The sequence below is a fragment of the Proteus sp. TSJ240517 genome (genome assembly GCF_047921575.1).
Lineage (GTDB): Bacteria > Pseudomonadota > Gammaproteobacteria > Enterobacterales > Enterobacteriaceae > Proteus.
Genome location: NZ_JBLRMH010000011.1, coordinates 36244 through 57500, shown reverse-complemented (window position 1 = coordinate 57500; position 21257 = coordinate 36244). Strand labels below are relative to the sequence as shown.

The 21257-nt window shown below is 40.1% G+C and carries 23 protein-coding genes; 20 read left to right on the top strand and 3 right to left on the bottom strand.

The window, feature by feature from the left end:
- Nucleotides 1-97 precede the first annotated feature (97 nt).
- Complete coding sequence (gene rne, locus ACNARN_RS16730) at nucleotides 98-3556, bottom strand: ribonuclease E (RefSeq protein ID WP_416304717.1); 3459 nt, start codon at nucleotides 3554-3556, stop codon at nucleotides 98-100.
- A 531-nt stretch (nucleotides 3557-4087) separates the two neighbouring features.
- Here rne and rluC point away from each other — a divergent pair.
- Nucleotides 4088-5041, top strand: coding sequence for a 23S rRNA pseudouridine(955/2504/2580) synthase RluC (rluC, locus tag ACNARN_RS16725; RefSeq protein ID WP_099076193.1), 954 nt, complete (start codon nucleotides 4088-4090; stop codon nucleotides 5039-5041).
- Nucleotides 5042-5145: 104 nt separating this feature from the next.
- Here rluC and ACNARN_RS16720 read toward each other — a convergent pair whose 3' ends face one another.
- Both ACNARN_RS16720 and ACNARN_RS16715 read right to left on the bottom strand, forming a co-directional pair.
- Entirely contained in the window at nucleotides 5146-5547 is a 402-nt protein-coding gene (locus ACNARN_RS16720) for a hypothetical protein (RefSeq protein ID WP_198620649.1), read from the bottom strand.
- Nucleotides 5548-5593: 46 nt separating this feature from the next.
- Nucleotides 5594-6193, bottom strand: a complete 600-nt coding sequence (locus tag ACNARN_RS16715) for a Maf family protein (protein WP_196533125.1) — start codon at nucleotides 6191-6193, stop codon at nucleotides 5594-5596.
- 141 nt (nucleotides 6194-6334) lie between these two features.
- Between ACNARN_RS16715 and yceD the strand changes: the two genes are divergently transcribed.
- The 19 genes from yceD (at nucleotide 6335) to ycfP (ending at nucleotide 20990) form a co-directional block, all read left to right on the top strand.
- Complete coding sequence (gene yceD, locus ACNARN_RS16710; protein ID WP_023582576.1) at nucleotides 6335-6868, top strand: 23S rRNA accumulation protein YceD; 534 nt, start codon at nucleotides 6335-6337, stop codon at nucleotides 6866-6868.
- A gap of 5 nt (nucleotides 6869-6873) precedes the next feature.
- Complete coding sequence (gene rpmF / locus ACNARN_RS16705) at nucleotides 6874-7044, top strand: 50S ribosomal protein L32 (RefSeq protein WP_006537252.1); 171 nt, start codon at nucleotides 6874-6876, stop codon at nucleotides 7042-7044.
- A 24-nt stretch (nucleotides 7045-7068) separates the two neighbouring features.
- A complete protein-coding gene (gene plsX / locus ACNARN_RS16700) occupies nucleotides 7069-8106 on the top strand; it encodes a phosphate acyltransferase PlsX (protein WP_088493193.1) in 1038 nt (345 codons plus the stop codon).
- A gap of 4 nt (nucleotides 8107-8110) precedes the next feature.
- Entirely contained in the window at nucleotides 8111-9064 is a 954-nt protein-coding gene (locus ACNARN_RS16695) for a beta-ketoacyl-ACP synthase III (RefSeq protein WP_198620648.1), read from the top strand.
- Nucleotides 9065-9083: 19 nt separating this feature from the next.
- Nucleotides 9084-10016: an ACP S-malonyltransferase gene (gene fabD / locus ACNARN_RS16690; protein ID WP_151434798.1), complete on the top strand. Its 933-nt coding sequence runs from the start codon at nucleotides 9084-9086 to the stop codon at nucleotides 10014-10016.
- 8 nt (nucleotides 10017-10024) lie between these two features.
- On the top strand, nucleotides 10025-10759 hold the full coding sequence (gene fabG / locus ACNARN_RS16685) for a 3-oxoacyl-ACP reductase FabG (protein ID WP_196533127.1): 735 nt from the start codon (nucleotides 10025-10027) through the stop codon (nucleotides 10757-10759).
- Nucleotides 10760-10916: 157 nt separating this feature from the next.
- Entirely contained in the window at nucleotides 10917-11153 is a 237-nt protein-coding gene (acpP, locus tag ACNARN_RS16680) for an acyl carrier protein (protein ID WP_004247087.1), read from the top strand.
- A gap of 74 nt (nucleotides 11154-11227) precedes the next feature.
- Nucleotides 11228-12469 carry a beta-ketoacyl-ACP synthase II gene (gene fabF / locus ACNARN_RS16675; protein ID WP_099076186.1) on the top strand — a complete coding sequence of 414 codons (1242 nt, stop codon included), beginning with the start codon at nucleotides 11228-11230 and terminating at the stop codon, nucleotides 12467-12469.
- Between the two features lie 133 nt (nucleotides 12470-12602).
- On the top strand, nucleotides 12603-13430 hold the full coding sequence (gene pabC / locus ACNARN_RS16670; protein WP_416304716.1) for an aminodeoxychorismate lyase: 828 nt from the start codon (nucleotides 12603-12605) through the stop codon (nucleotides 13428-13430).
- Nucleotides 13431-13447: 17 nt separating this feature from the next.
- Nucleotides 13448-14470, top strand: a complete 1023-nt coding sequence (gene mltG, locus ACNARN_RS16665; RefSeq protein WP_198620646.1) for an endolytic transglycosylase MltG — start codon at nucleotides 13448-13450, stop codon at nucleotides 14468-14470.
- Between the two features lie 2 nt (nucleotides 14471-14472).
- Nucleotides 14473-15120 carry a dTMP kinase gene (gene tmk, locus ACNARN_RS16660; protein WP_349443360.1) on the top strand — a complete coding sequence of 216 codons (648 nt, stop codon included), beginning with the start codon at nucleotides 14473-14475 and terminating at the stop codon, nucleotides 15118-15120.
- Entirely contained in the window at nucleotides 15117-16100 is a 984-nt protein-coding gene (gene holB / locus ACNARN_RS16655) for a DNA polymerase III subunit delta' (protein ID WP_198629773.1), read from the top strand. Before tmk ends, holB begins: the two co-directional genes overlap by 4 nt.
- 200 nt (nucleotides 16101-16300) lie before the next feature.
- Complete coding sequence (locus tag ACNARN_RS16650; protein ID WP_196533132.1) at nucleotides 16301-17086, top strand: metal-dependent hydrolase; 786 nt, start codon at nucleotides 16301-16303, stop codon at nucleotides 17084-17086.
- A 42-nt stretch (nucleotides 17087-17128) separates the two neighbouring features.
- Nucleotides 17129-17479 carry a purine nucleoside phosphoramidase gene (gene hinT / locus ACNARN_RS16645; RefSeq protein ID WP_036913377.1) on the top strand — a complete coding sequence of 117 codons (351 nt, stop codon included), beginning with the start codon at nucleotides 17129-17131 and terminating at the stop codon, nucleotides 17477-17479.
- A gap of 39 nt (nucleotides 17480-17518) precedes the next feature.
- Nucleotides 17519-17920, top strand: coding sequence for a YcfL family protein (locus tag ACNARN_RS16640; RefSeq protein WP_109372888.1), 402 nt, complete (start codon nucleotides 17519-17521; stop codon nucleotides 17918-17920).
- Between the two features lie 17 nt (nucleotides 17921-17937).
- Nucleotides 17938-18519: a penicillin-binding protein activator LpoB gene (locus ACNARN_RS16635; RefSeq protein WP_109372889.1), complete on the top strand. Its 582-nt coding sequence runs from the start codon at nucleotides 17938-17940 to the stop codon at nucleotides 18517-18519.
- Nucleotides 18512-19396, top strand: coding sequence for a phosphotransferase (locus ACNARN_RS16630; protein ID WP_198620644.1), 885 nt, complete (start codon nucleotides 18512-18514; stop codon nucleotides 19394-19396). The genes ACNARN_RS16635 and ACNARN_RS16630 overlap by 8 nt, the downstream gene beginning before the upstream one ends.
- 38 nt (nucleotides 19397-19434) lie before the next feature.
- Nucleotides 19435-20454 carry a beta-N-acetylhexosaminidase gene (gene nagZ / locus ACNARN_RS16625; protein ID WP_416304715.1) on the top strand — a complete coding sequence of 340 codons (1020 nt, stop codon included), beginning with the start codon at nucleotides 19435-19437 and terminating at the stop codon, nucleotides 20452-20454.
- Nucleotides 20451-20990 carry an alpha/beta hydrolase YcfP gene (gene ycfP, locus ACNARN_RS16620; protein WP_109372892.1) on the top strand — a complete coding sequence of 180 codons (540 nt, stop codon included), beginning with the start codon at nucleotides 20451-20453 and terminating at the stop codon, nucleotides 20988-20990. Before nagZ ends, ycfP begins: the two co-directional genes overlap by 4 nt.
- Nucleotides 20991-21257 lie beyond the last annotated feature (267 nt).

The window sequence follows — 21257 nt, the reverse complement described above, 5'->3', positions numbered from 1 at the left end:
GTTAATTTGCTAATAGTTACCCAAAAAAAAGAACCCACTAAAAAGTGGGCTCTTAATTTAGAAGTATTATCAAGATATTCTTAATAACACCTTATTATCAGTTTTGACTTTCAGCTTTAGTCATTTCTGAAGAAGCGTGATTAGTAGAACAATGTCCACCCGCACCTGTGCGGCCTTTCTTATCAAAAGCTGGACGTGTTTCCCATGCTTTGATTTCAATTGCCACAGGTGTTTCATCAGCGGCTGGCGCTTTTGTCATTGGTGAGCTTGCATGTAGTTGGCGTGCAACTGCAACAGGCTCTTGACGAATAACGACTTCAGTTGGTTTGCTTTCTGTTACCGTTTCAATTTCCACCGCAGAGATTGCGCTTTCTTTTGGCTGGTCTTCAATAACCGTTTCAATAACAGCTTCAACAACGGTTTCAGTCGTAATTTCTTTGTGTTGTTCAACAGTTTCTTCTGTAGCTACTATTACTGCTTCAACAGGCTGAGGCTCAGGCGTTGATATTTCACTCTCTACTGGTGCAACTGTATCTTGTGCAACTTCTTCTGGCGCGATGTTTGTTTCAGCCTGTTGTGAAGTTTCATGCATATAAGCTTCAGTGGTATTTAATACCGCTGAAATGTTCTCTTTACGAGTAACATGCTCTTCTGTATTCACTTCATTAATGACATCACTGATAACGTTGTTTTCAATAATGTCGTTAGTTTCAACAGGCACAGCCTGTGGCTCTACTGCAATAATTTCAGCAACAGCCTCTGTGGTTGATTCAGTACTAACCGTGACAGAATAAGTTGATTCAGTCGATCTTACCTGTGCAATATCAGCAACAATGGTTTCTGAAACCTCTGGTGCGATAGCGACCATTTGTGGATCTTGATGAGTAATAATGCGGTTTTCAACAGAAACGTCATTGTTGTTTTCAGCATTATTCTCAATAAATGGTGCATCACTTATTGGTGTGATTGGATAGCGAATGAAAACTTTACCTGAAGCAAGTTCAGGAGAAGCCACCGCCATTGCCAGAGGCATTGGTGATACTGTTAAGGTACGCTCATCACGATAGCGACGACGACGTTGACCACTTACACGTAAATGACGAGGTGAACGGCGAGAACGACGTGGCATAACATTATCTTGCCCGTTATTATCTTCGTTTTTATTGTCATCTTGTGATTTAGTTGCATCAGGTAATGCTTTTACAGCTTGTGCTTCATTCGCTTCAACTTTCGCAACAGCGACTGTTTTAGGTGCTGATTTTTCTGTTGGCGCAACTTTAGTTTGTGTTGTTGCAACAGGAGGCTCAGAAACGGCTTTTTCAGTCACAACGGGTACAACAGCCAATGCATTATCATTGTCAGTTACGCGTACAGATTGTGCTAATTGACGACGATTACGGCGTTGCATAGCAGGGCGACGAGGTTCTTCTTTCTTCTCATCAGCACTATCTTTTGCAACGGTATCATTTTCAGCAAGAGCCGCTTGTGCTTTAGCCGCTTCTTGTTGCTGTTGACGTTTTTCTTCTTGACGACGACGCTGTTCCGCACGTTGTTCACGACGCTGTTGGCGACGAGCTTCGCGTTCTGCAATCTCTTGCTCACTACTAACTTCAGTTGTTGGCGTTGTTTGTGGTTTTTGATTGCGATTTTTGCGATTGTCTTCGCTATTTGCGTTATCACGATTACGATCGTTATCACGGTCACGGCGATTATTGTTGTTACGTCGATTATTGTTATTACGACGATCACGACGATTGTCGTTATTCTCTTTCTTATTTTCCTGTGGTTTTTCTGGTGTTACCACAGGCTCTGGTTCACTACTAAATAAGTTAGAGAAGAATTTTGCGATAGAGGCAAAGAAACCTGTACCTTGAGCTTGTTCTGATTTAACAGGTTTAGCTTGAGGCTGAGGTGCTTTTTTGCTTTTCGTCGCTTCAATCGGCTCTTCTTCTTGCAATCCAAAGGCTGAAATAGCGGGTTGTTCAGGCGCTTTACGCTCTGTAACAACATCGTCCTCAGCTTCATTTAGCTGGCTCTCATGGAATTGCGCTAAGTTGTAGCTCAGAGAGGTAATTTCTTCGCCTTTACGCACACGAATAACAGAGAAATGAGGCGTTTGCATTTGGTCATTAGGAACAATAACCACTTTGACATTAGATTGACGTAATTCAATGTCAGTCACTGCTTTACGTTTTTCATTAAGCAAATAAGAGGCGATTTGAACAGGTACAATCGCATGTACTTCATGTGTGTTTTCTTTAAGTGCTTCTTCTTCGATAAGACGTAACACAGAAAGTGACAGTGATTCGTTATCACGAATAGTACCTGTACCTAAGCAACGCGGACAAACGTGATGGCTAGATTCACCTAATGAAGGGCTTAAACGTTGACGAGACATCTCTAATAAACCAAAGCGAGAGATGCGTCCAATTTGAATGCGAGCACGATCTTGGCGAACAGCTTCGCGCATTCTGTTTTCAACTTCACGCTGATGGCGCACAGGCGTCATGTCGATAAAGTCGATAACAATTAAACCACCTAAGTCGCGTAAACGTAATTGGCGTGCGATTTCGTCAGCCGCTTCTAAGTTAGTATTGAACGCAGTTTCTTCGATATCACCGCCACGAGTTGAGCGTGAAGAGTTGATATCAATCGCTGTTAATGCTTCAGTTGTATCAATAACTAAAGCACCACCAGAAGGAAGGCGAACTTCACGCTGAAAAGCAGATTCAATCTGTGATTCAATCTGGTAATGGCTAAATAGAGGTACTGCACCTGTATAATGGCGAATTTTGCTAGCAAAATCACCACGACCAATCGCTTCAATATGGCTACGCGCCATTTCAACGACTTTTGCGTTATCAATTAAAATTTCGCCAATATCAGGACGTAAGTAGTCGCGGAATGCGCGAACAATTACGTTACTTTCCTGATGAATTAAGAATGGCGCAGGGCGATTCTCAGCCGCTTTCTTAATAGCATCCCAGTGTCTTAAACGATAGCTTAAGTCTTGTTGTAGTGCTTCGGCAGATTTACCAACACCTGCTGTACGTACAATCAGACCCATACCATCTGGGATTTCAAGGCTTGATAAAGCTTCTTTGAGTTCAGTACGGTCTTCACCTTCAATACGGCGAGAAATACCACCTGCACGAGGATTATTTGGCATTAATACCAAATAACTTCCTGCAAGGCTGATAAAAGTGGTTAATGCTGCACCTTTATTACCACGCTCTTCTTTATCAACTTGAACAATAACTTCCTGGCCTTCTTTTAAGACATCTTTGATGTTAGGACGACCATGGGAGTGATAATTACTAGGAAAGTATTCGCGGGCTATTTCTTTGATAGGAAGGAAACCGTGGCGTTCCGCACCATAATCAACAAAAGCGGCTTCTAAGCTGGGTTCAATTCTAGTGATTTTACCTTTATAGATATTCGCTTTTTTCTGTTCATGACCGGGGCTTTCGATATCCAGATCGTACAAGCGTTGCCCATCGACAAGGGCAACACGCAACTCTTCCTGCTGAGTTGCGTTAATTAACATTCTTTTCATATTGTGACTTACTCGTTATTTTCACGTTTTATAATGTGCCACTAACATACGTAATTACACTATTGATAACCGATGACCTCGTGTCTTTTACAAATGCGTCAACCTCACGGTTGTCGATTGTATAGAGGTGCAATATGTCGGTGAGTCTGATTTTTAGTTCAAAAATTCAGCACTCTTTAATTGAACACGATGTTTCAACTCAATAAGCGATGTATTTATGGCATACTAAATTGTTTGATTTTCGACTATGTCTTACGCCATTGCTGCATTTTGAAAATCAAACAAACAAAATTTTCATAAATATACCTGATAAACATAATCAGGAGAGTCTGCATTATTCCATTGGTGTTAGGGTTATAGCAAGATGACTTTTCTGCTTTGGTGACTTTTTCTGTATAAATATGAGAGATTAGCTAATGTTTCGTCTTTTTCCCATTATTCAGGTTAAAATAGACGACAGATTTGATGTTATTTTGTACACCACAAAGTTGTTTGTTATTTTTATTTTAAGAGAGCCAAAGAATCGCCACTATGAAATCATTTAATCAAGTTCAGTTCGTCACCATTGATGGCGATGAAGCAGGCCAGCGTATCGATAATTTTTTACTGGCACGCTTAAAAGGTGTACCAAAAAGTATGATTTACCGAATTATCCGTAAAGGGGAAGTTCGAGTTAACAAAGGGCGAATTAAACCTGAATACAAACTCAATGCGGGTGACAGCATCCGTATACCTCCTGTGCGAGTATCGGAAAAAGAAGAAGTCGCGGTATCACCAAAGCTTGATAAAGTCGCTGCATTGTCAAATTGTATTTTATATGAAGACGACCATTTAATGCTCATCAATAAACCTTCTGGTACGGCTGTACATGGGGGAAGTGGGTTAAGTTTTGGTGTGATTGAAGGTTTACGTGCATTGCGCCCAGAAGCGCGTTTTTTAGAGCTTGTACATCGTCTTGATAGAGATACATCGGGTGTTTTACTAATTGCAAAAAAACGTTCAGCATTACGTGCTTTGCATGAGCAATTACGCTTAAAACAGATGCAAAAAGATTATTTAGCCTTAGTGCGTGGTCAATGGCAATCTCACACTAAAGTTGTTCAGGCACCGTTGTTGAAAAATATTCTTCAAAGTGGTGAGCGAGTGGTTAAAGTAAGCAATGAAGGAAAGCCTTCTGAAACGCGTTTTAAAGTGGAAGAGCGCTTTGAATTTGCCACATTAGTGAAAGCAAGCCCTGTGACAGGAAGAACACACCAAATTCGTGTGCATACATTACATGCAGGTCATCCTATTGCATTTGATGATCGTTATGGTGATCGTGATTTTGATTCACAATTGGTAGGAACTAAACTTAATCGCCTATTTTTACATGCTAGTTCTTTGACATTTACTCATCCTTCAACGGGTGAACAAATGCGAATTGAAGCGCCAATGGATAATCAGTTACGCCATTGTTTGCAAGTATTACGTAGTCAAAAATCTTAAGTCGAAAATTTTTATTTCAACAGAAAATCCGAATACTCAATACGCCCAGTTTGTTGGGCGTATTGCTTTTCTTAAACCACTAAGAAAGTGAGTGGAAAATAGAATTAACCTTCCACTTTTGTCATGCATTGCTCAACAATTTTATCAATATCCCACTCTTTAGGCAGTGATATTGAACCGTTTTTGCGCATTTCCATATCTACACGGATAAATTCGTTAATTCCGTAATTTTTAATAATGCCGTCGTAAGTACATTCACACACTTCGGCAATTTGAGGAATTAGCGCATCATCAGTAATGCCCGAACCTAATATGCAGCTACTGACGAAATTCTTTTTAAATAAGGATTTGCTGTCATCTTTTTTGTCTGAAATCACACCGTCTTGGATAGTATTTGTCGTGTTAGTTGCTTTTGTTGTTGAAATTTCAGTGTCTTTTTCATCAGAACAACCCACTAATGCTGTTGCCATCACTAAAGCTGTTAAGACTGATGCTAATTTATTCATAATACGCTTTATCGCTACATAAGATTAAAAAATAAGATGACCAGATTCATTTGTGATCATCAGAGAAAAATAATGGGTTTATTCTTTGTGAGAGTAACATTTTATTCAATCGGATAAGTGGTAAACCAATTAAAGAATTTGGATCATCGCCGACAAGTTTATCAAATAGAGTGATGCCTAGTCCCTCAGATTTAAAACTTCCAGCACAATTGAAAGGCATTTCTTTATTTAAATAACTGATAATTTCTTCATCAGTTAAATGACGAAAGTAAACTTGAAATAATTCACAATGAGTTTGATGTTCTAACGTTAGACTATTATATACAGTTAATCCGGTGTAAAACGAGACACATTGTCCTGAAGCTTGTTTTAATTGTGCAAAGGCATTATCAAAATTATGGGGTTTTCCCGTGATCTTTTTATTCAGTACACAAACTTGATCAGAGCCAATTATAAGGTGATGTGGAAATTTTGCTTGTAAAGCGCTGGCTTTTTCATAGGATAAGCGACTGACAAGATCTTGAGCGTACTCTGTGGGCATCGGGGTTTCGTCAATCTCTGGAGATGCCTGTATAAAGGGCATTCCAAGCTTTTTCAGCAACTGAGCTCGAAAGGGTGAAGTAGACGCAAGGACGAGTGGCAACATATTTTTTTTAAAATCCGTAGCAAAATGATGCCTGACATTCTAAACTATGCGCCGCTGATAAAGCGAATTTTGGTGGAAAGGTGTAGATAACCCGCCTTTTTCTTTGACTATATTCCATTACAAAGATAATATGCGCGCCTTATGCAAAAGGTAAAATTACCCCTGACCATTGATGCGCTGCGAGCAGCTCAAAAGAATTTAGACTATGACGGTCATTATTCTCCAGAGCAAGTAAGCCGCTTAGCTGAATCGGTGGTCAGTGTGGACAGTAATATTGACGTGGCTTTATCATTTGATATTGACCATCAACGTCTTGCCGTGATTAAAGGGCATTCCGATGTGGATGTGACTTTAGAATGTCAACGTTGTGGTGGCCATTTTCCGTATCATGTTCACGCAACATATTGTTTTAGCCCTGTTGTCAGTGATGAACGGGCCGAGACATTACCGGAAGAATATGAACCAGTTTATGTAAACGAATTTGGTGAAATAGATTTGCTGGCAATGATTGAAGATGAAATAATCCTCAACTTGCCGGTGGTTCCGGTACATGATTTTGAACACTGTGAAGTGTCCGACGCGGATATGGTGTTTGGTGAACTCCCTGAAGAATTATCAGAGAAGCCAAATCCATTTGCCGTATTAGCCAGTTTAAAGAAAAGTACTAAGGAGTAAGGTCAATGGCCGTACAACAAAACAAACCAACTCGTTCTAAACGCGGTATGCGTCGCTCTCATGACGCGCTGACAGTAACTCAAGTTTCTGTTGACAAAACTTCTGGTGAAACTCACCTGCGTCACCATGTAACTGCTGACGGTTACTACCGTGGCCGCAAGGTTATCAACAAGTAATTAGCTTTATAGCTCGTTGATACCTTGACAAATCTAACCATAGCGTTAGATGCGATGGGCGGGGACTTCGGTCCTCGCATCACAGTGCCTGCTTGTTTGCGGGCGCTGGCATCTAATCCTCATTTAAAAATATTGCTGGTAGGTCAACCAGACTCTATATCTCCTCTGCTTGCAAATCAAAATGCTGAGCTAATCTCCCGTTTACAAGTTATACCCGCAGAACATATTGTCGCCAATGATGCCAAACCTTCACAAGCTATTAGAGCAAGTAAAGGTACATCAATGCGAGTGGCACTTGATCTCGTGAAAACAGGGGAAGCACAGGCTTGTGTAAGTGCAGGGAATACTGGCGTATTAATGGGATTAGCAAAACTTCGACTTAATGCGATTGATGGAATTGAACGTCCTGCACTGGTTTCGGTATTACCTAATCAGAAAAAAGGCAAGACGGTTGTTCTTGATTTAGGCGCTAACGTTAACTGTGATAGCAAAATGCTGGTGCAGTTTGCGGTAATGGGCGCAGTTATGGCCGAAGAGATAGCAGAGATTGATTCACCGAAAGTGGCGCTTTTAAATATTGGTGAAGAAGAGAGCAAAGGATTAGATAATATCCGCGAAGCTGCTACGGTATTAAAATCGACACCGAATATTAATTATATTGGTTATGTTGAAGGTAATGAATTACTGACAGGCAAAACTGATGTATTGGTGTGTGACGGCTTCGCAGGTAATGTCTCCCTTAAAACGATGGAAGGGGTTATTAGAGTTTTCCTTTCATTGATTAAATCTTCTACTACCGAAAATAAAAAAACGTCGTGGTGGATGAAAATATTGAAGAAGTGGTTACAAAAGCGGCTAATTAAGCGTTTTGGACATATGAACCCCGACCAGTATAACGGTGCTTCTCTGTTAGGATTACGCGGTATCGTCATTAAAAGCCATGGTGGCGCAAATGAAAGCGCGTTTACAGCAGCAATAGAACAGGCTGTTCATGCCGTTGAGCGAAAAATTCCAGAGCGAATTGCTTCACGACTGACAACAGTATTACCCAAGAGCGATTGATAGAATGTATACAAAAATCTTAGGTACTGGTAGTTACTTGCCTGTACAAGTGCGAACTAATGCCGATTTAGAAAAAATGGTTGAAACATCTGACGAGTGGATTGTTACCAGAACGGGTATCCATGAACGTCGAATTGCAGCAGAAGAAGAAACTGTTGCCGTGATGGGTGCGGGTGCTGGCGAAAAAGCATTAGAAATGTCAGGTATTGATAAGCAAGACATTGGATTGATTATTGTTGCAACTACATCTGGCTCTCATGCATTTCCAAGTGCGGCTTGCCAAATTCAAAATGCATTAGGTATTAGTGATTGTATTGCTTTTGATGTTGCGGCTGCATGTTCAGGTTTTGTTTATGCATTAAGTATTGCGGATCAATTTATTAAAGCGGGCACTGTTAAAAAAGCACTGGTTATTGGTGCTGACAGATTATCTCACGCTTTAGATCCAGAAGATCGTGGCACGATTATCCTATTTGGTGATGCGGCAGGTGCTGTGGTTGTTGGCGCATCAGAAGAAGAAGGCATTATCTCTACCCATTTACATTCTGATGGCCGTTTTGGTGATCTATTAGCACTACCTTATCAGAGTAGAGAAAATGACGATTTACCTGCTTACGTGACTATGGCAGGAAATGAAGTTTTTAAAGTCGCAGTTCGTGAGCTTGCCCACATTGTGGATGAGACACTTGAAGCTAACAAAATTGATAAATCTGAACTGGACTGGCTTGTGCCTCATCAGGCAAATTTAAGAATTATTTCAGCGACAGCGAAAAAGCTGGATATGACAATGGATAAAGTAGTGGTGACATTAGATCGCCACGGCAATACGTCAGCAGCATCAGTCCCAACAGCATTAGATGAAGCTGTAAGAGATAATCGCATTCAACGTGGTCAGTTAATCTTACTGGAAGCGTTTGGTGGCGGTTTTACTTGGGGTTCTGCACTTATCCGTTTTTAATATTATCAGGAAAATAAACATGACTGATTTTGCAATGGTTTTTCCCGGACAGGGATCACAATCTGTTGGAATGCTTGCAGAACTTGCAGAGCAATATCCAATCGTGACTGAAACATTTGCTCAAGCATCTGATGTATTGGGTTACTCTCTTTGGGACTTAGTTCAGAATGGCCCAGAAGAAGAGCTAAACAAAACATGGAAAACACAGCCAGCATTATTAGCAGCTTCTGTTGCTATCTGGCGTGTATGGCAAGAAAAACAAGGCAAAATGCCACAAATGATGGCAGGTCACAGTCTTGGCGAGTATTCTGCTTTAGTGTGTGCGGGAGTTATTGATTTCGCTGCGGCAATTAAATTAGTAGAATTACGTGGTCAACTGATGCAAGAAGCCGTACCTGCGGGTACGGGGGCAATGTATGCGATTATCGGCTTAGATAATGACGCTATTGCAAAAGCCTGTGAAGAAGCAGCGCAAGGACAAGTTGTCTCACCTGTAAACTTTAACTCACCGGGTCAAGTTGTTATTGCGGGTAACAAAGAAGCCGTAGAACGTGCTGGTGTGTTATGTAAAGAAGCGGGTGCTAAACGTGCTTTACCACTAGCAGTAAGCGTGCCTTCTCACTGTGCTTTAATGAAACCGGCTGCTGATAAGCTAGCGGTTGCATTACAAGAAATCGAATTTAAACAACCTGAAATTCAGGTCGTTAATAACGTTGATGTGATAGCACAAACTGATGCAAATGCAATCCGTGATGCATTAGTTCGCCAGCTTTATAATCCAGTTCGCTGGACTGAAACGGTTGAACTTATTGCTGAAAAAGGTATCACACAATTATTAGAAATCGGGCCAGGAAAAGTATTAACTGGCTTAACAAAACGTATTTCTAAAGAAATGAACGCTGCAGCAGTTAATGATATTGCATCATTAGATGTTGCATTAGGAAATGACTGAGGGATCTCATGGGATTTGACGGAAAAATAGCGCTAGTTACTGGTGCAAGCCGTGGTATTGGCCGTGCGATTGCAGAAGATTTAGTTGCACGCGGTGCGACAGTAATTGGTACAGCAACGAGTGAAAACGGTGCGAAAGCTATCAGCGAATATTTAAACGGTAAGGGTAAGGGTTTTGTGTTAAATGTCACAGAAAACGACTCTATCGAAAAATTTTTAGCCGATGTGCGCGCTGAATTTGGCGAAATTGATATTTTGGTCAATAATGCAGGTATTACTCGTGATAACCTGTTGATGCGCATGAAAGATGATGAGTGGCAAGATATCATTGACACTAATCTTTCATCAGTCTTCCGTCTGTCTAAAGCAGTTATGCGTGCTATGATGAAAAAACGTTATGGTCGTATAATTACGATTGGTTCTGTTGTTGGAACCATGGGTAACGCAGGACAGGCAAACTACGCGGCGGCGAAAGCGGGTGTGATTGGTTTTAGTAAATCATTAGCACGCGAAGTTGCTTCCCGTGGCATTACGGTGAATGTTGTTGCTCCAGGTTTTATCGAAACTGATATGACTAGAGCATTAACAGACGACCAAAGAGCAGGTATTTTATCTCAAGTCCCTGCTAACCGTTTAGGTGATGCCAAAGAGATTGCCAGTGCTGTAGCTTTCTTAGCTTCTGATGAAGCAAGCTATATCACGGGTGAAACATTGCATGTCAATGGTGGCATGTACATGATCTAATTATGGGGACGTCTTTATATTTGCTTTTTGCGTACAATATAATGCAAAATATAGCAAATAAAGTAGTCCACACAGTCGGGATTGGTTAGATCTTTTCCTGTATTTATAAACTAAGAAAATCATCGCGCAAGCGAGTTTTGATAGGAAATTTAATAGTATGAGCACTATCGACGAACGCGTTAAGAAAATCATTGTTGAACAACTGGGTGTTAAAGAGGAAGAAGTTGTAAATTCAGCTTCATTTGTTGATGACTTAGGCGCTGATTCTCTTGACACAGTTGAGCTGGTAATGGCTCTGGAAGAAGAATTCGATATCGAAATCCCAGACGAAGAAGCAGAAAAAATTACTACAGTTCAAGCTGCTATTGATTACGTTGAAAACGCAGGTAAATAAGCTTGCTAATCTAGGCGGTCACTCGACCGCCTATATTTTTAATCCTAAACTTTTTCCCTCCTTGGAGGATAAGCGTGTCTAAGCGTCGTGTAGTTGTGACCGGACTAGGCATGTTATCTCCTGTCGGTAATAACGCAGAAGCTTCTTGGGAAGCAGTGTGTGCCGGACAGAGTGGTATCGGCCTTATCGAAGATTTTGACACCAGTCATCATGCGACTAAATTCGCTGGATTGGTAAAAGATTTCAATCACGAAGATTATAATCTTTCGCGTAAAGACGCGCGTAAGATGGATCTTTTCATTCAATATGGTATTGCAGCAGGTGTGCAGGCCATTGCGGATTCAGGTCTTGAAGTAACAGAAGCCAATGCAAGTCGTATCGGAGCTGCTATTGGTTCTGGTATTGGTGGCTTAGGCCTTATCGAAGAAAACCATACATCTATGATGAATGGTGGTCCTCGTAAAATTAGCCCATTCTTTGTACCTTCAACCATCATTAACATGGTTGCAGGGCATTTAAGCATTATGTATGGTCTTCGTGGCCCTACAATCTCTATTGCAACAGCGTGTACTTCAGGTGTTCATAATATTGGACATGCTGCTCGTATTATCGCTTATGGTGATGCAGATGCAATGCTGGCAGGTGGTGCCGAAAAAGCAACCACACCATTAGGTTTGGGTGGCTTTGGTGCTGTTCGTGCATTATCAACACGTAACGATAATCCTCAAGCGGCTAGTCGCCCATGGGATAAAGATCGTGATGGTTTTGTATTAGGTGATGGTGCGGGTGTTCTTGTTCTTGAAGAGTACGAACACGCTAAAAACCGTGGCGCTAAAATTTATGCTGAAGTGGTTGGTTTTGGTATGAGCAGTGATGCTTATCACATGACTTCACCGGCAGAAAATGGCGAAGGCGGTGCGCTGGCTATGACAAATGCACTGAAAGATGCGGGTATTGCCTCATCAGAAGTGGGTTATATCAACGCACACGGTACATCAACAAATGCAGGCGATGTTGCTGAAGCACAAGCAGTGGAAAACGTATTTGGCAAAGGCACTGATGTATTAGTTAGCTCAACAAAATCTATGACAGGTCACTTATTAGGTGCTGCGGGTGCAATTGAGTCTATCTTTACAATCCTTTCGTTACGTGACCAAATTGTACCTCCAACAATAAACCTAGATAATCAAGACGAAAACTGCCATCTTGATTTCGTTCCACATAAAGCACGTAAAGTTGAGAACATGGAATATGCTCTGTGTAACTCATTCGGCTTTGGTGGTACCAACGGTTCAATTCTCTTTAAGCGCGTATAACCCGTTTTTTGTAGAAAACTGAAAAATACCTAAAGGCCTAGGATTATTCTGGGTCTTTTATTTTGTCCTTTTACTGCCAGTTGTTTTATCATGTACAGATTGATATCAATAACATAGATGTAGGGTGTGTTAGATGTATTGGGTAAATGGACAACAGCAACAAAATGTCGATGCAAGCGACCGCGCAATACAGTTTGGTGATGGTTGTTTTACTACGCTTGCCGTTGAGTATGGCAACCCTATTTTGTTACCTGCCCACATCAATCGCTTAAAACAAGGTTGTGATGCGCTTTTTCTACCACATCCAAATTGGTCTGACTTAGAAAGGCACATTATAGATATTGCCTCAGACACTCAAACGAAAGGTGTTATTAAGGTTATCATTAGTCGTGGCTATGGTGGACGAGGATATTCCTCCAATAGATTTATAACGCCGACAGTAATAATATCACTATCATCTTATCCTACCCATTATCTCCACCAGCAAAGTGAAGGTGTATCGCTTGGTATAAGTCCTGTTACCTTAGGGCAAAATCCTTTGTTGGCAGGGATAAAACATCTCAATCGCTTAGAACAAGTCCTTATCAAATATCATTTAGAAAAAACAGAATTTGATGATGTTTTAGTGTGTGATAATGAAGGATATTTAGTTGAAGCTAATGCAGCAAATCTTTTTTGGCGCAAAGGAAATAGGCTTTTTACACCAAATCTGACTAATTCAGGGGTAAATGGCATTATGCGTCAATCCATTTTTCAATTAGCTCAAAAAAATCATTGGGAAATTGATATTGTGAGAGAAAAACCTGAAACACTTTATCAAGCTGATGAAATATGGTTAACAAATGCGTTGATGCCAGTGATCCCCGTTTCACAAATCACTTTTTCAGATGATAAGTGCTATCAATATCCTAGTAGGGATTATTATCATGTTGTTTTACAACACAGTTTGTCACTTAAATAGAATTTAATGAGTTATAAATGAAGATAAAAAAAATAGTATGGATAGTTTTTTTTGCCTTATTAATTAGCCTTGGTGCAATGGCGTTGTATGTGATGCAGCATATTCGAGGCTTAGAAGAAAATGTTATTGTAAAACAAGATGAAATGTTACTTACTGTTCCAGCAGGAACGGGGCGTGTTGCCATGGAGCAACTGCTAATAAAAAATAATCTGCTTAATGAAGGAGATTATTTCCAAATTTTGCTAAAAGCAAAGCCAGAGCTAAGCCAATTTAAAGCGGGGACTTATCGCTTAACAAAGGGTATGACGTTACGTGATGTTTTACTGCTTATCAAAAGTGGTAAAGAGGCGCAGTTTACAATCCGTTTTATTGAAGGAAGCCGTTTAAAAGATTGGCAATCTATTTTTGAGCAAGCGCCTCAACTAACAACCGTTGCACATACTCTGGACGCTGATAAATTACGCCAAGAAATAGGAATAAAACCTGAAATTACTAATCTAGAAGGTTGGTTCGCGCCAGATACATACCATTACACCGCAGGTACGACTGATGTCGCAATTTTAAAGCGTGCCTACCAACAAATGGAAAAAACATTAGAAGAAGAGTGGATTAAACGCGATAGTGACTTACCGTATAAATCGGCTTATGAAATGCTTATCATGGCATCAATTATTGAAAAAGAGACGGGTATTGATGCTGAAAGAACAAAGGTTGCGTCTGTTTTTGTCAATCGATTAAAAACTAATATGCGATTACAGACTGATCCAACAGTCATCTATGGTTTAGGTGATAAATATAGAGGCACGATTTACCGTAGTGATTTAAATGGCTATACACCTTATAACACGTATCAAATTGATGGCTTACCACCAACACCAATAGCAATGCCTGGTGTTGCTTCAATTAGAGCTGCTGCACATCCAGCGGATACACGTTATCTCTATTTTGTTGCGGATGGAACGGGTGGTCATAAATTTTCAACCACACTCAATGAACACAATAAGGCCGTCGCGCAATACCGACGCTTACAACAAAGATAATTATGAACAACAGCAAATTTATTGTAATTGAAGGATTAGAAGGCGCTGGAAAAACCAGCGCAATTCAAACGGTTATTGATACATTAAAAGAACAAAGTATCACCAATCTGGCTTTTACCCGTGAACCGGGTGGCACACCGCTTGCTGAAAAACTACGTGAACTCATCAAGCAAGGTATTGATGGCGAAAAAGTGACAGATAAAGCAGAGCTTTTAATGCTATATGCAGCGCGTGTTCAGCTTGTTGAGAACGTGATAAAGCCTGCGCTTGCAGAAGGTAAATGGGTGATTGGGGATAGACACGATCTCTCTTCACAAGCTTATCAAGGTGGTGGACGCGGCTTAGATAAAGATCTTATGTTGTCACTTCGTAATACGGTTCTTGGTGATTTTCGCCCTGATTTAACCTTATATCTTGATTTAGATCCGGCTATTGGTCTTGCCAGAGCGCGAGCTAGAGGCGAATTAGACAGAATTGAAAAAGAATCAATGGATTTCTTTTATCGTACTCGTGAACGTTATCAGGCCTTAGCCAAAGGTGATGACTCTATTATCACAATAGATGCATCTCAAGCTATTGAAAAAGTACAAGCAGATATCCGTCAAACATTAACAACGTGGCTAGTTCAGCAGGAAAATAAATCACTATGAATTGGTATCCTTGGCTAAATCAGGCATATCGACAACTTATTAGCATGTATCAAGAAGGGCGAGGTCATCATGCTTTGCTTTTACATGCGATAGAAGGCATGGGAGGAGAAGCACTCTCTTATGGGTTAAGTCGTTGGTTAATGTGCCAGAATAAACAGGGATTAAAAAGTTGTAATGAATGCCATAGCTGTCGATTGATGCTTGCTGAAACACATCCTGATTGGCATGTTTTGCAGAGTGAAAAGGGTAAGTCCTCGATTGGTATTGAAGCAGTAAGAAAAGTGACTGAAAAGCTGGAGCATCATGCTCAGCAAAGTGGTTTTAGGGTTGTTTGGATAAAAGACGTTGAAGCATTAACTGAAGCGGCAGCCAATGCATTGCTTAAAACGTTAGAAGAGCCGCCTAAAAACACCTATTTTTTACTGAATTGTCAGCAACCAGAGGTTTTATTAGCGACATTGCGTAGCCGTTGTTTTTATTACCATTTGGCAACGCCAGATCTCCAACACGCAACGCACTGGTTACAGCAACAATTACCAAACATACCTTATGCAAATAGTGTGACAGCATTAAATTTATCTCAGAATGCCCCCGTTTTAGCGCTTTCATTATTGAAAGATGAGTGGAAAGAAAGAGAGGTTTTTTGCCAAGCTTTATATGCAAGCATCCAACAACGTGATTTATATGCATTTTTACCACAATTAAATCAAGATAATGCAGAACGCCGTTTGTATTGGTTATTATCACTACTGCTTGATGCATTAAAATACCAAACCAATGCACAAGTGTATTGTGTGAATCAAGACCAGCAAGCATTGATTATGGCGTTATCACAATGGCCTTCGGATATTTTATTATCCACTATTGATGGATGGAAACAGTGTCGCTATCAGTTAATGACTATTCCAGCCTTAAATAAAGAATTATTACTGGCAGAGCAACTGCTAGATTGGGAAAATCAGCTAGCCACAAAAAATTAATTAGCTATATATTAATTATGATTTAGCTGTAATAAAAAACACCTATATTCTAAATCATTCGAGTTGTAGGTAGGGGGCAAGCAAAGATATCCCGATGAGCATACTCATGTGTGTGATTCGGGTAGCTGAGCGTAGCCAACACCCCTGCAACTTGAAGGATGACGAGTATATAAGTCGTACCAGATAAATGAGAGTAAGTTATGTTTTTAGTTGATTCACACTGCCATCTCGACTGCTTAGATTATGAAAAATTACATGAAAATATTGATGATGTTGTCGAAAAAGCACAGCAGCGTGATGTTCAATATATGTTAGCAGTGGCAACCACATTACCGGGCTTTAAGAGTATGCGTGAGCTAATCGGTAAACGTGACAATATCGCCTTTTCTTGTGGGATCCATCCTTTAAATTTAGATGAAGGTCATGATATTGAAGAATTAGCACGTTTAGCCGCTGCCCCTGATGTTGTGGCTTTAGGTGAAACAGGGCTAGATTACTATTACCAACAAGAAAATGCGGCTTTACAGCGTGAAATTTTCCGTGAGCATATTCGTATTGGACGCCAAGTTAATAAACCCGTTATTGTGCATACACGCAGTGCTCGAGAAGATACTTTATCCATTTTAAAAGAAGAGAAAGTTCAAGATTGTGGCGGTGTTCTGCATTGCTTTACTGAAGATAAAGAAACTGCAACAGCATTACTTGATCTTGGAATGTATATTTCTTTTTCTGGCATCGTAACATTTAGAAATGCTGAACAAATTAGAGAAGCTGCTCGCATTGTTCCTCTTGATAGAATTTTAGTTGAAACAGACTCCCCTTATTTAGCGCCAGTTCCTCATCGCGGAAAAGAAAACCAACCAGCTTATGTCCGTGATGTTGCAGAATATATGGCTGTCTTAAAAGGCGTCAGTGTTGAAGAGTTAGCGCAACAAACAACACGCAATTTTGCTAAGCTCTTTCATATTCAAAACTTACCTGCTTAATAGAATTAATCAGGAATTAAAATAAATAATAAGGTGATGGAAATGGCAGAAGAAACAATTTTCAGTAAAATTATTCGTGGTGAAATCCCAGCCAATATCGTTTTTCAAGATGATACAGTGACTGCATTTCGTGATATTTCACCTCAAGCACCCACTCATATTTTAATTATTCCTAATAAACTTATTCCTACTGTAAATGATGTTACTGCGGAAGATGAGCAGGTATTAGGACACCTTTTTGTAGTTGCGGCAAAAATTGCACAACAAGAAGGCATTGCTGAAGACGGTTACCGCTTAGTGATGAACTGTAATAAACATGGTGGACAAGAAGTTTTCCATATTCATATGCATTTGCTTGGCGGAAAACCATTAGGGCCATTATTAAGCCAGTAATGGATGTGATGCTAACAGCAGGATAACAGGAAGTAATACATGATAAGACAAGGTAAGGCCATTTGTTCATTACTTATCGCTGTATTTATGACGACATTGCTTTCAGGATGTTTATCATCTCATTCAGATAATAAACTCTATTTCAATCGTCAGCAGGCTATTATTATGGAGCCTTCGGTATTAGTTGTAGGCGTTGTTGCTGGTCAGCCAACCATTGAACACCATGCTAATGGCACAAAAGCGACAGTCATGTTATCAAATACACAATCTTACCCTGTTTCTATTCGCTATCGTTTTTATTGGTATAACGAACAAGGACTTGAAGTTTCTCCTGCTGGGAATGTAAATGATGTGACTATTCTTGGTGATGGTGATGCCGAAATTAGTGGTGATATACCAGATAAAACCATTAGTTATGTCAGAGTTTATCTCTTTACTTAGGATAAGGTAACACGAGCATGAAAAGAGTTCTATTTGTGGCGATGTCTGTATTTTTATTAGCGGGTTGTCCATCTATGTTGCCACAACAACCGCCTGTACCTGTGGAGCCTGTGACACCTACAGAGCCAGTAGAGCCACCTAAACCGATAGAGCCACCAATTGAAGTTGTGCCAACGCCACCTAAAATCACGAGTATTAATTGGAATGCTGCTGTCACTCCTTTAATTAGAGAAATGGCGGTTACTGGTGATTTAGAGGCAGGTAAGCTTATCGTTGTTGATAATGTTAAAAATAATTCGGGTGGAAACATCCAAGCGGTAAATGCAACCAATACGATTATCGAATCAGTTAATAGTATTAGTGCGTTACAAACCGTGCCTTACACGCAAATGATGTCAGCACGAAAAGCCCTTGGTTTATCTGGTGAAGATAGCCTAGGTCTTCGTAGTGCAGCGATTGGCTTGGCCCGCTATTTGAAAGCTGATTATATTTTATTCTCAACCGTTGATGGTAAAAAAGATAACCGTGTGATCAGTATGCAGTTAATGTCGGTTTCTTCTGGTGAAATTCTTTGGAACGGGCGCCATAAGGTTGAGTGATCTGCATTACTCAAGTTTGCTTAATGCCTTGCAAGCGCTTTTCCCTGCAACGGCATTAAGCAAATGGAAAATCACAGCGTTAGAAGGCGCTGGCGGTGGTGCTTTTCGCGTGCAATGTGCAGATATTGACTGGGTTGCTCGCTATTATGGCGATGAAAAAAAAGCGCTTTATGTACATGGAAGAAAAGAATACGCCATTTTAAAACAGCTATCAGGATCTAATTTATCACCTAAAGTTGCCACACGTTATAAAGAGTGGTTTTTTCTTTATTGGTTACAGGGCGAACATCTTACTCACCAATCACTTTTTAGTACTTATTTAAAACCGTTGGCTGAAAAAATAGCCATACTTCATCAACACACACCGTTAGGTTTTCCTCTTAACCTAAATCATGAATTATTAATTTATTGGCAGAGTATTGATAGAAAACGCTTATCTGCTAAATGGTTACGCTTACAACAACATTTTTTACGCCAACCGCGATGCAATTTCATAAAATACGCGCCTGCTCACATGGATTTACATGTTGAGAATATTCTTCTTAGTGATTCAGGTATAAAATTTATTGATTGGGAATATGCAGCAGATATTGATACAGCGGATTCATTGATGACGTTCTTTGCAACAAACCAACTCAATGAAGCGCAACAAAATACGTTTTTGGATTATTATTATTCGTATCATTGTCATTATGCTCAATCCAAAGAGACGGATGTTTATTCTGTGAAGGAATTGAGAAAGCGTATTCTATCAAGAGAGCCATTCATTTTTTATATGATGCTAATGTGGTATGAAGTCCGTTGGCAACAAACAAAAGATGGATCATTTTTAATAATGTCTGAACCTTTACGTCGCTATTTCAGTCTGACGAATTAAAGACATTATCTTGTCACAATTACAAAGAGAGGAATGTTATGGGTCCGGTAATGCTTGATGTTGAAGGATATGAACTCGATAGTGAAGAGCGTGAAATTTTAAAGCATCCTCTTGTCGGTGGATTAATCCTTTTTACCCGCAACTTCCACGATGCTGAACAATTAAATGAATTAGTTCGCCAAATTCGTGATGCATCTCATGAGCGCCTTGTGATTGCAGTAGACCAAGAAGGGGGACGTGTACAGCGCTTCCGTGATGGTTTTACACGATTGCCTGCGGCTCAATCTTATGCGGCACTAAATGAAGGTTATCAAGCGAGTCATTTAGCACAAGAAGCGGGATGGTTAATGGCATCAGAAATGATTGCCTTGGATATTGATATCAGTTTTGCACCTGTGCTCGACCTAGGTCATAACTGTATTGCCATTGGCGAGCGTTCTTTCCATGATTCCCCTGAAATTGCCATGACAATGGCTGAGAGCTTTATCAAAGGTATGCGCTCTGCGGGCATGAAATCAACAGGCAAACACTTCCCTGGTCATGGTGCTGTAAGGGCTGATTCTCATAAAGAAACGCCTCGTGATGATCGCTCTTTAAATGATATTCGCCAACATGATATGTCCATTTTTAAAGATTTTATTCAACGCCAGTTATTAGATGCCATTATGCCAGCTCATGTCATTTATTCTCAGGTTGATGAGCGTCCTGCAAGTGGCTCATCGTACTGGCTGAAATCCATTTTACGTGAACAATTAGGCTTCCAAGGCGTTATTTTCTCTGATGATTTATCGATGGAAGGTGCTGCTATTATGGGAAGTTACGCAGAAAGAGCACAACGTTCGCTAGATGCTGGTTGTGATATGCTTTTAGTGTGTAATAACCGAAAAGGGGCGGTGAGTGTGTTAGATAACCTGTCCTCTGTCAAAGCAGAACGCATTTCCACATTGTACCATCACCGAGGTCGTTACACATTGAGTGAGCTACAAACCTCTGATCGTTGGAAAAAAGCGAATCAGTTGCTGACCCAATTACAGGAGCAATGGCAGGAGCGAGCATGATTATATATTTACATGGTTTTGATTCCACAAGTCCTGGAAATCATGAGAAAGTTTTACAGCTACAGTTTATTGATCCTGATGTCCGCTTTTTAAGCTACAGTACGTTGCATCCTCGTCATGACATGCAACACTTACTGAAAGAAACGGATAAAGTGATTAAATCCACGAAAGAGCCAGTATTAATTTGCGGCGTAGGATTAGGTGGATATTGGGCAGAGCGTATTGGTTTCTTATGTAATATTCGTCAGGTAATGATTAATCCTAATCTTTTTCCTTACGAAAACATGACAGACAAAATCGACAGACCTGAAGAATATTTAGATATCTCAACGAAATGTATTAAAGATTTTCGTTCTAAAAACAAAGATAACGCTTTAGTGATTTTATCTCGTAATGATGAGGTTTTAGATAATCAGCGTTCTGCTGATGAATTATCACCTTATTACTCCGTAATTTGGGATGAAGTGCAAACGCATAAATTTAAGAGCCTCTCTGAGCATCTATTTAAAATTAAAGCATTTAATCGTAAAGAGTAAGACTAAAGTCATGTGTTTAAAATGGATGGTGTTTGTTCCATCCATTTTTTTATCTAACGTAGCTAAAACGTTCATACCGTCCTCTCTATCTATCTCTTTTCAACATTTTTCCGCCCCCTTATTTTTATCACCTCAATGATCACGACTGATTTTAACAATCCTTTTATGCTTATTTTTCTAGTTCATTGTATTAATTGATAAAACCAATATCCCTATGTTTTAAATGGTGATTTATTTGTCACTAAAAGGCAAAAACAACTATTTTCT

Coding starts and splice junctions, on each gene's coding strand:
- fabG (WP_196533127.1), top strand. CDS start 10,025: ATGGGATTTGACGGAAAAATAGCGCTAGTTACTGGTGCAAGCCGTGGT.
- fabD (WP_151434798.1), top strand. CDS start 9,084: ATGACTGATTTTGCAATGGTTTTTCCCGGACAGGGATCACAATCTGTT.
- rluC (WP_099076193.1), top strand. CDS start 4,088: ATGAAATCATTTAATCAAGTTCAGTTCGTCACCATTGATGGCGATGAA.
- rne (WP_416304717.1), bottom strand. CDS start 3,556: ATGAAAAGAATGTTAATTAACGCAACTCAGCAGGAAGAGTTGCGTGTT.
- ACNARN_RS16635 (WP_109372889.1), top strand. CDS start 17,938: ATGAAAAGAGTTCTATTTGTGGCGATGTCTGTATTTTTATTAGCGGGT.
- yceD (WP_023582576.1), top strand. CDS start 6,335: ATGCAAAAGGTAAAATTACCCCTGACCATTGATGCGCTGCGAGCAGCT.
- ACNARN_RS16650 (WP_196533132.1), top strand. CDS start 16,301: ATGTTTTTAGTTGATTCACACTGCCATCTCGACTGCTTAGATTATGAA.
- ACNARN_RS16715 (WP_196533125.1), bottom strand. CDS start 6,193: ATGTTGCCACTCGTCCTTGCGTCTACTTCACCCTTTCGAGCTCAGTTG.
- mltG (WP_198620646.1), top strand. CDS start 13,448: ATGAAGATAAAAAAAATAGTATGGATAGTTTTTTTTGCCTTATTAATT.
- tmk (WP_349443360.1), top strand. CDS start 14,473: ATGAACAACAGCAAATTTATTGTAATTGAAGGATTAGAAGGCGCTGGA.
- acpP (WP_004247087.1), top strand. CDS start 10,917: ATGAGCACTATCGACGAACGCGTTAAGAAAATCATTGTTGAACAACTG.
- rpmF (WP_006537252.1), top strand. CDS start 6,874: ATGGCCGTACAACAAAACAAACCAACTCGTTCTAAACGCGGTATGCGT.
- ycfP (WP_109372892.1), top strand. CDS start 20,451: ATGATTATATATTTACATGGTTTTGATTCCACAAGTCCTGGAAATCAT.
- holB (WP_198629773.1), top strand. CDS start 15,117: ATGAATTGGTATCCTTGGCTAAATCAGGCATATCGACAACTTATTAGC.
- pabC (WP_416304716.1), top strand. CDS start 12,603: ATGTATTGGGTAAATGGACAACAGCAACAAAATGTCGATGCAAGCGAC.
- ACNARN_RS16640 (WP_109372888.1), top strand. CDS start 17,519: ATGATAAGACAAGGTAAGGCCATTTGTTCATTACTTATCGCTGTATTT.
- ACNARN_RS16720 (WP_198620649.1), bottom strand. CDS start 5,547: ATGAATAAATTAGCATCAGTCTTAACAGCTTTAGTGATGGCAACAGCA.
- nagZ (WP_416304715.1), top strand. CDS start 19,435: ATGGGTCCGGTAATGCTTGATGTTGAAGGATATGAACTCGATAGTGAA.
- ACNARN_RS16695 (WP_198620648.1), top strand. CDS start 8,111: ATGTATACAAAAATCTTAGGTACTGGTAGTTACTTGCCTGTACAAGTG.
- hinT (WP_036913377.1), top strand. CDS start 17,129: ATGGCAGAAGAAACAATTTTCAGTAAAATTATTCGTGGTGAAATCCCA.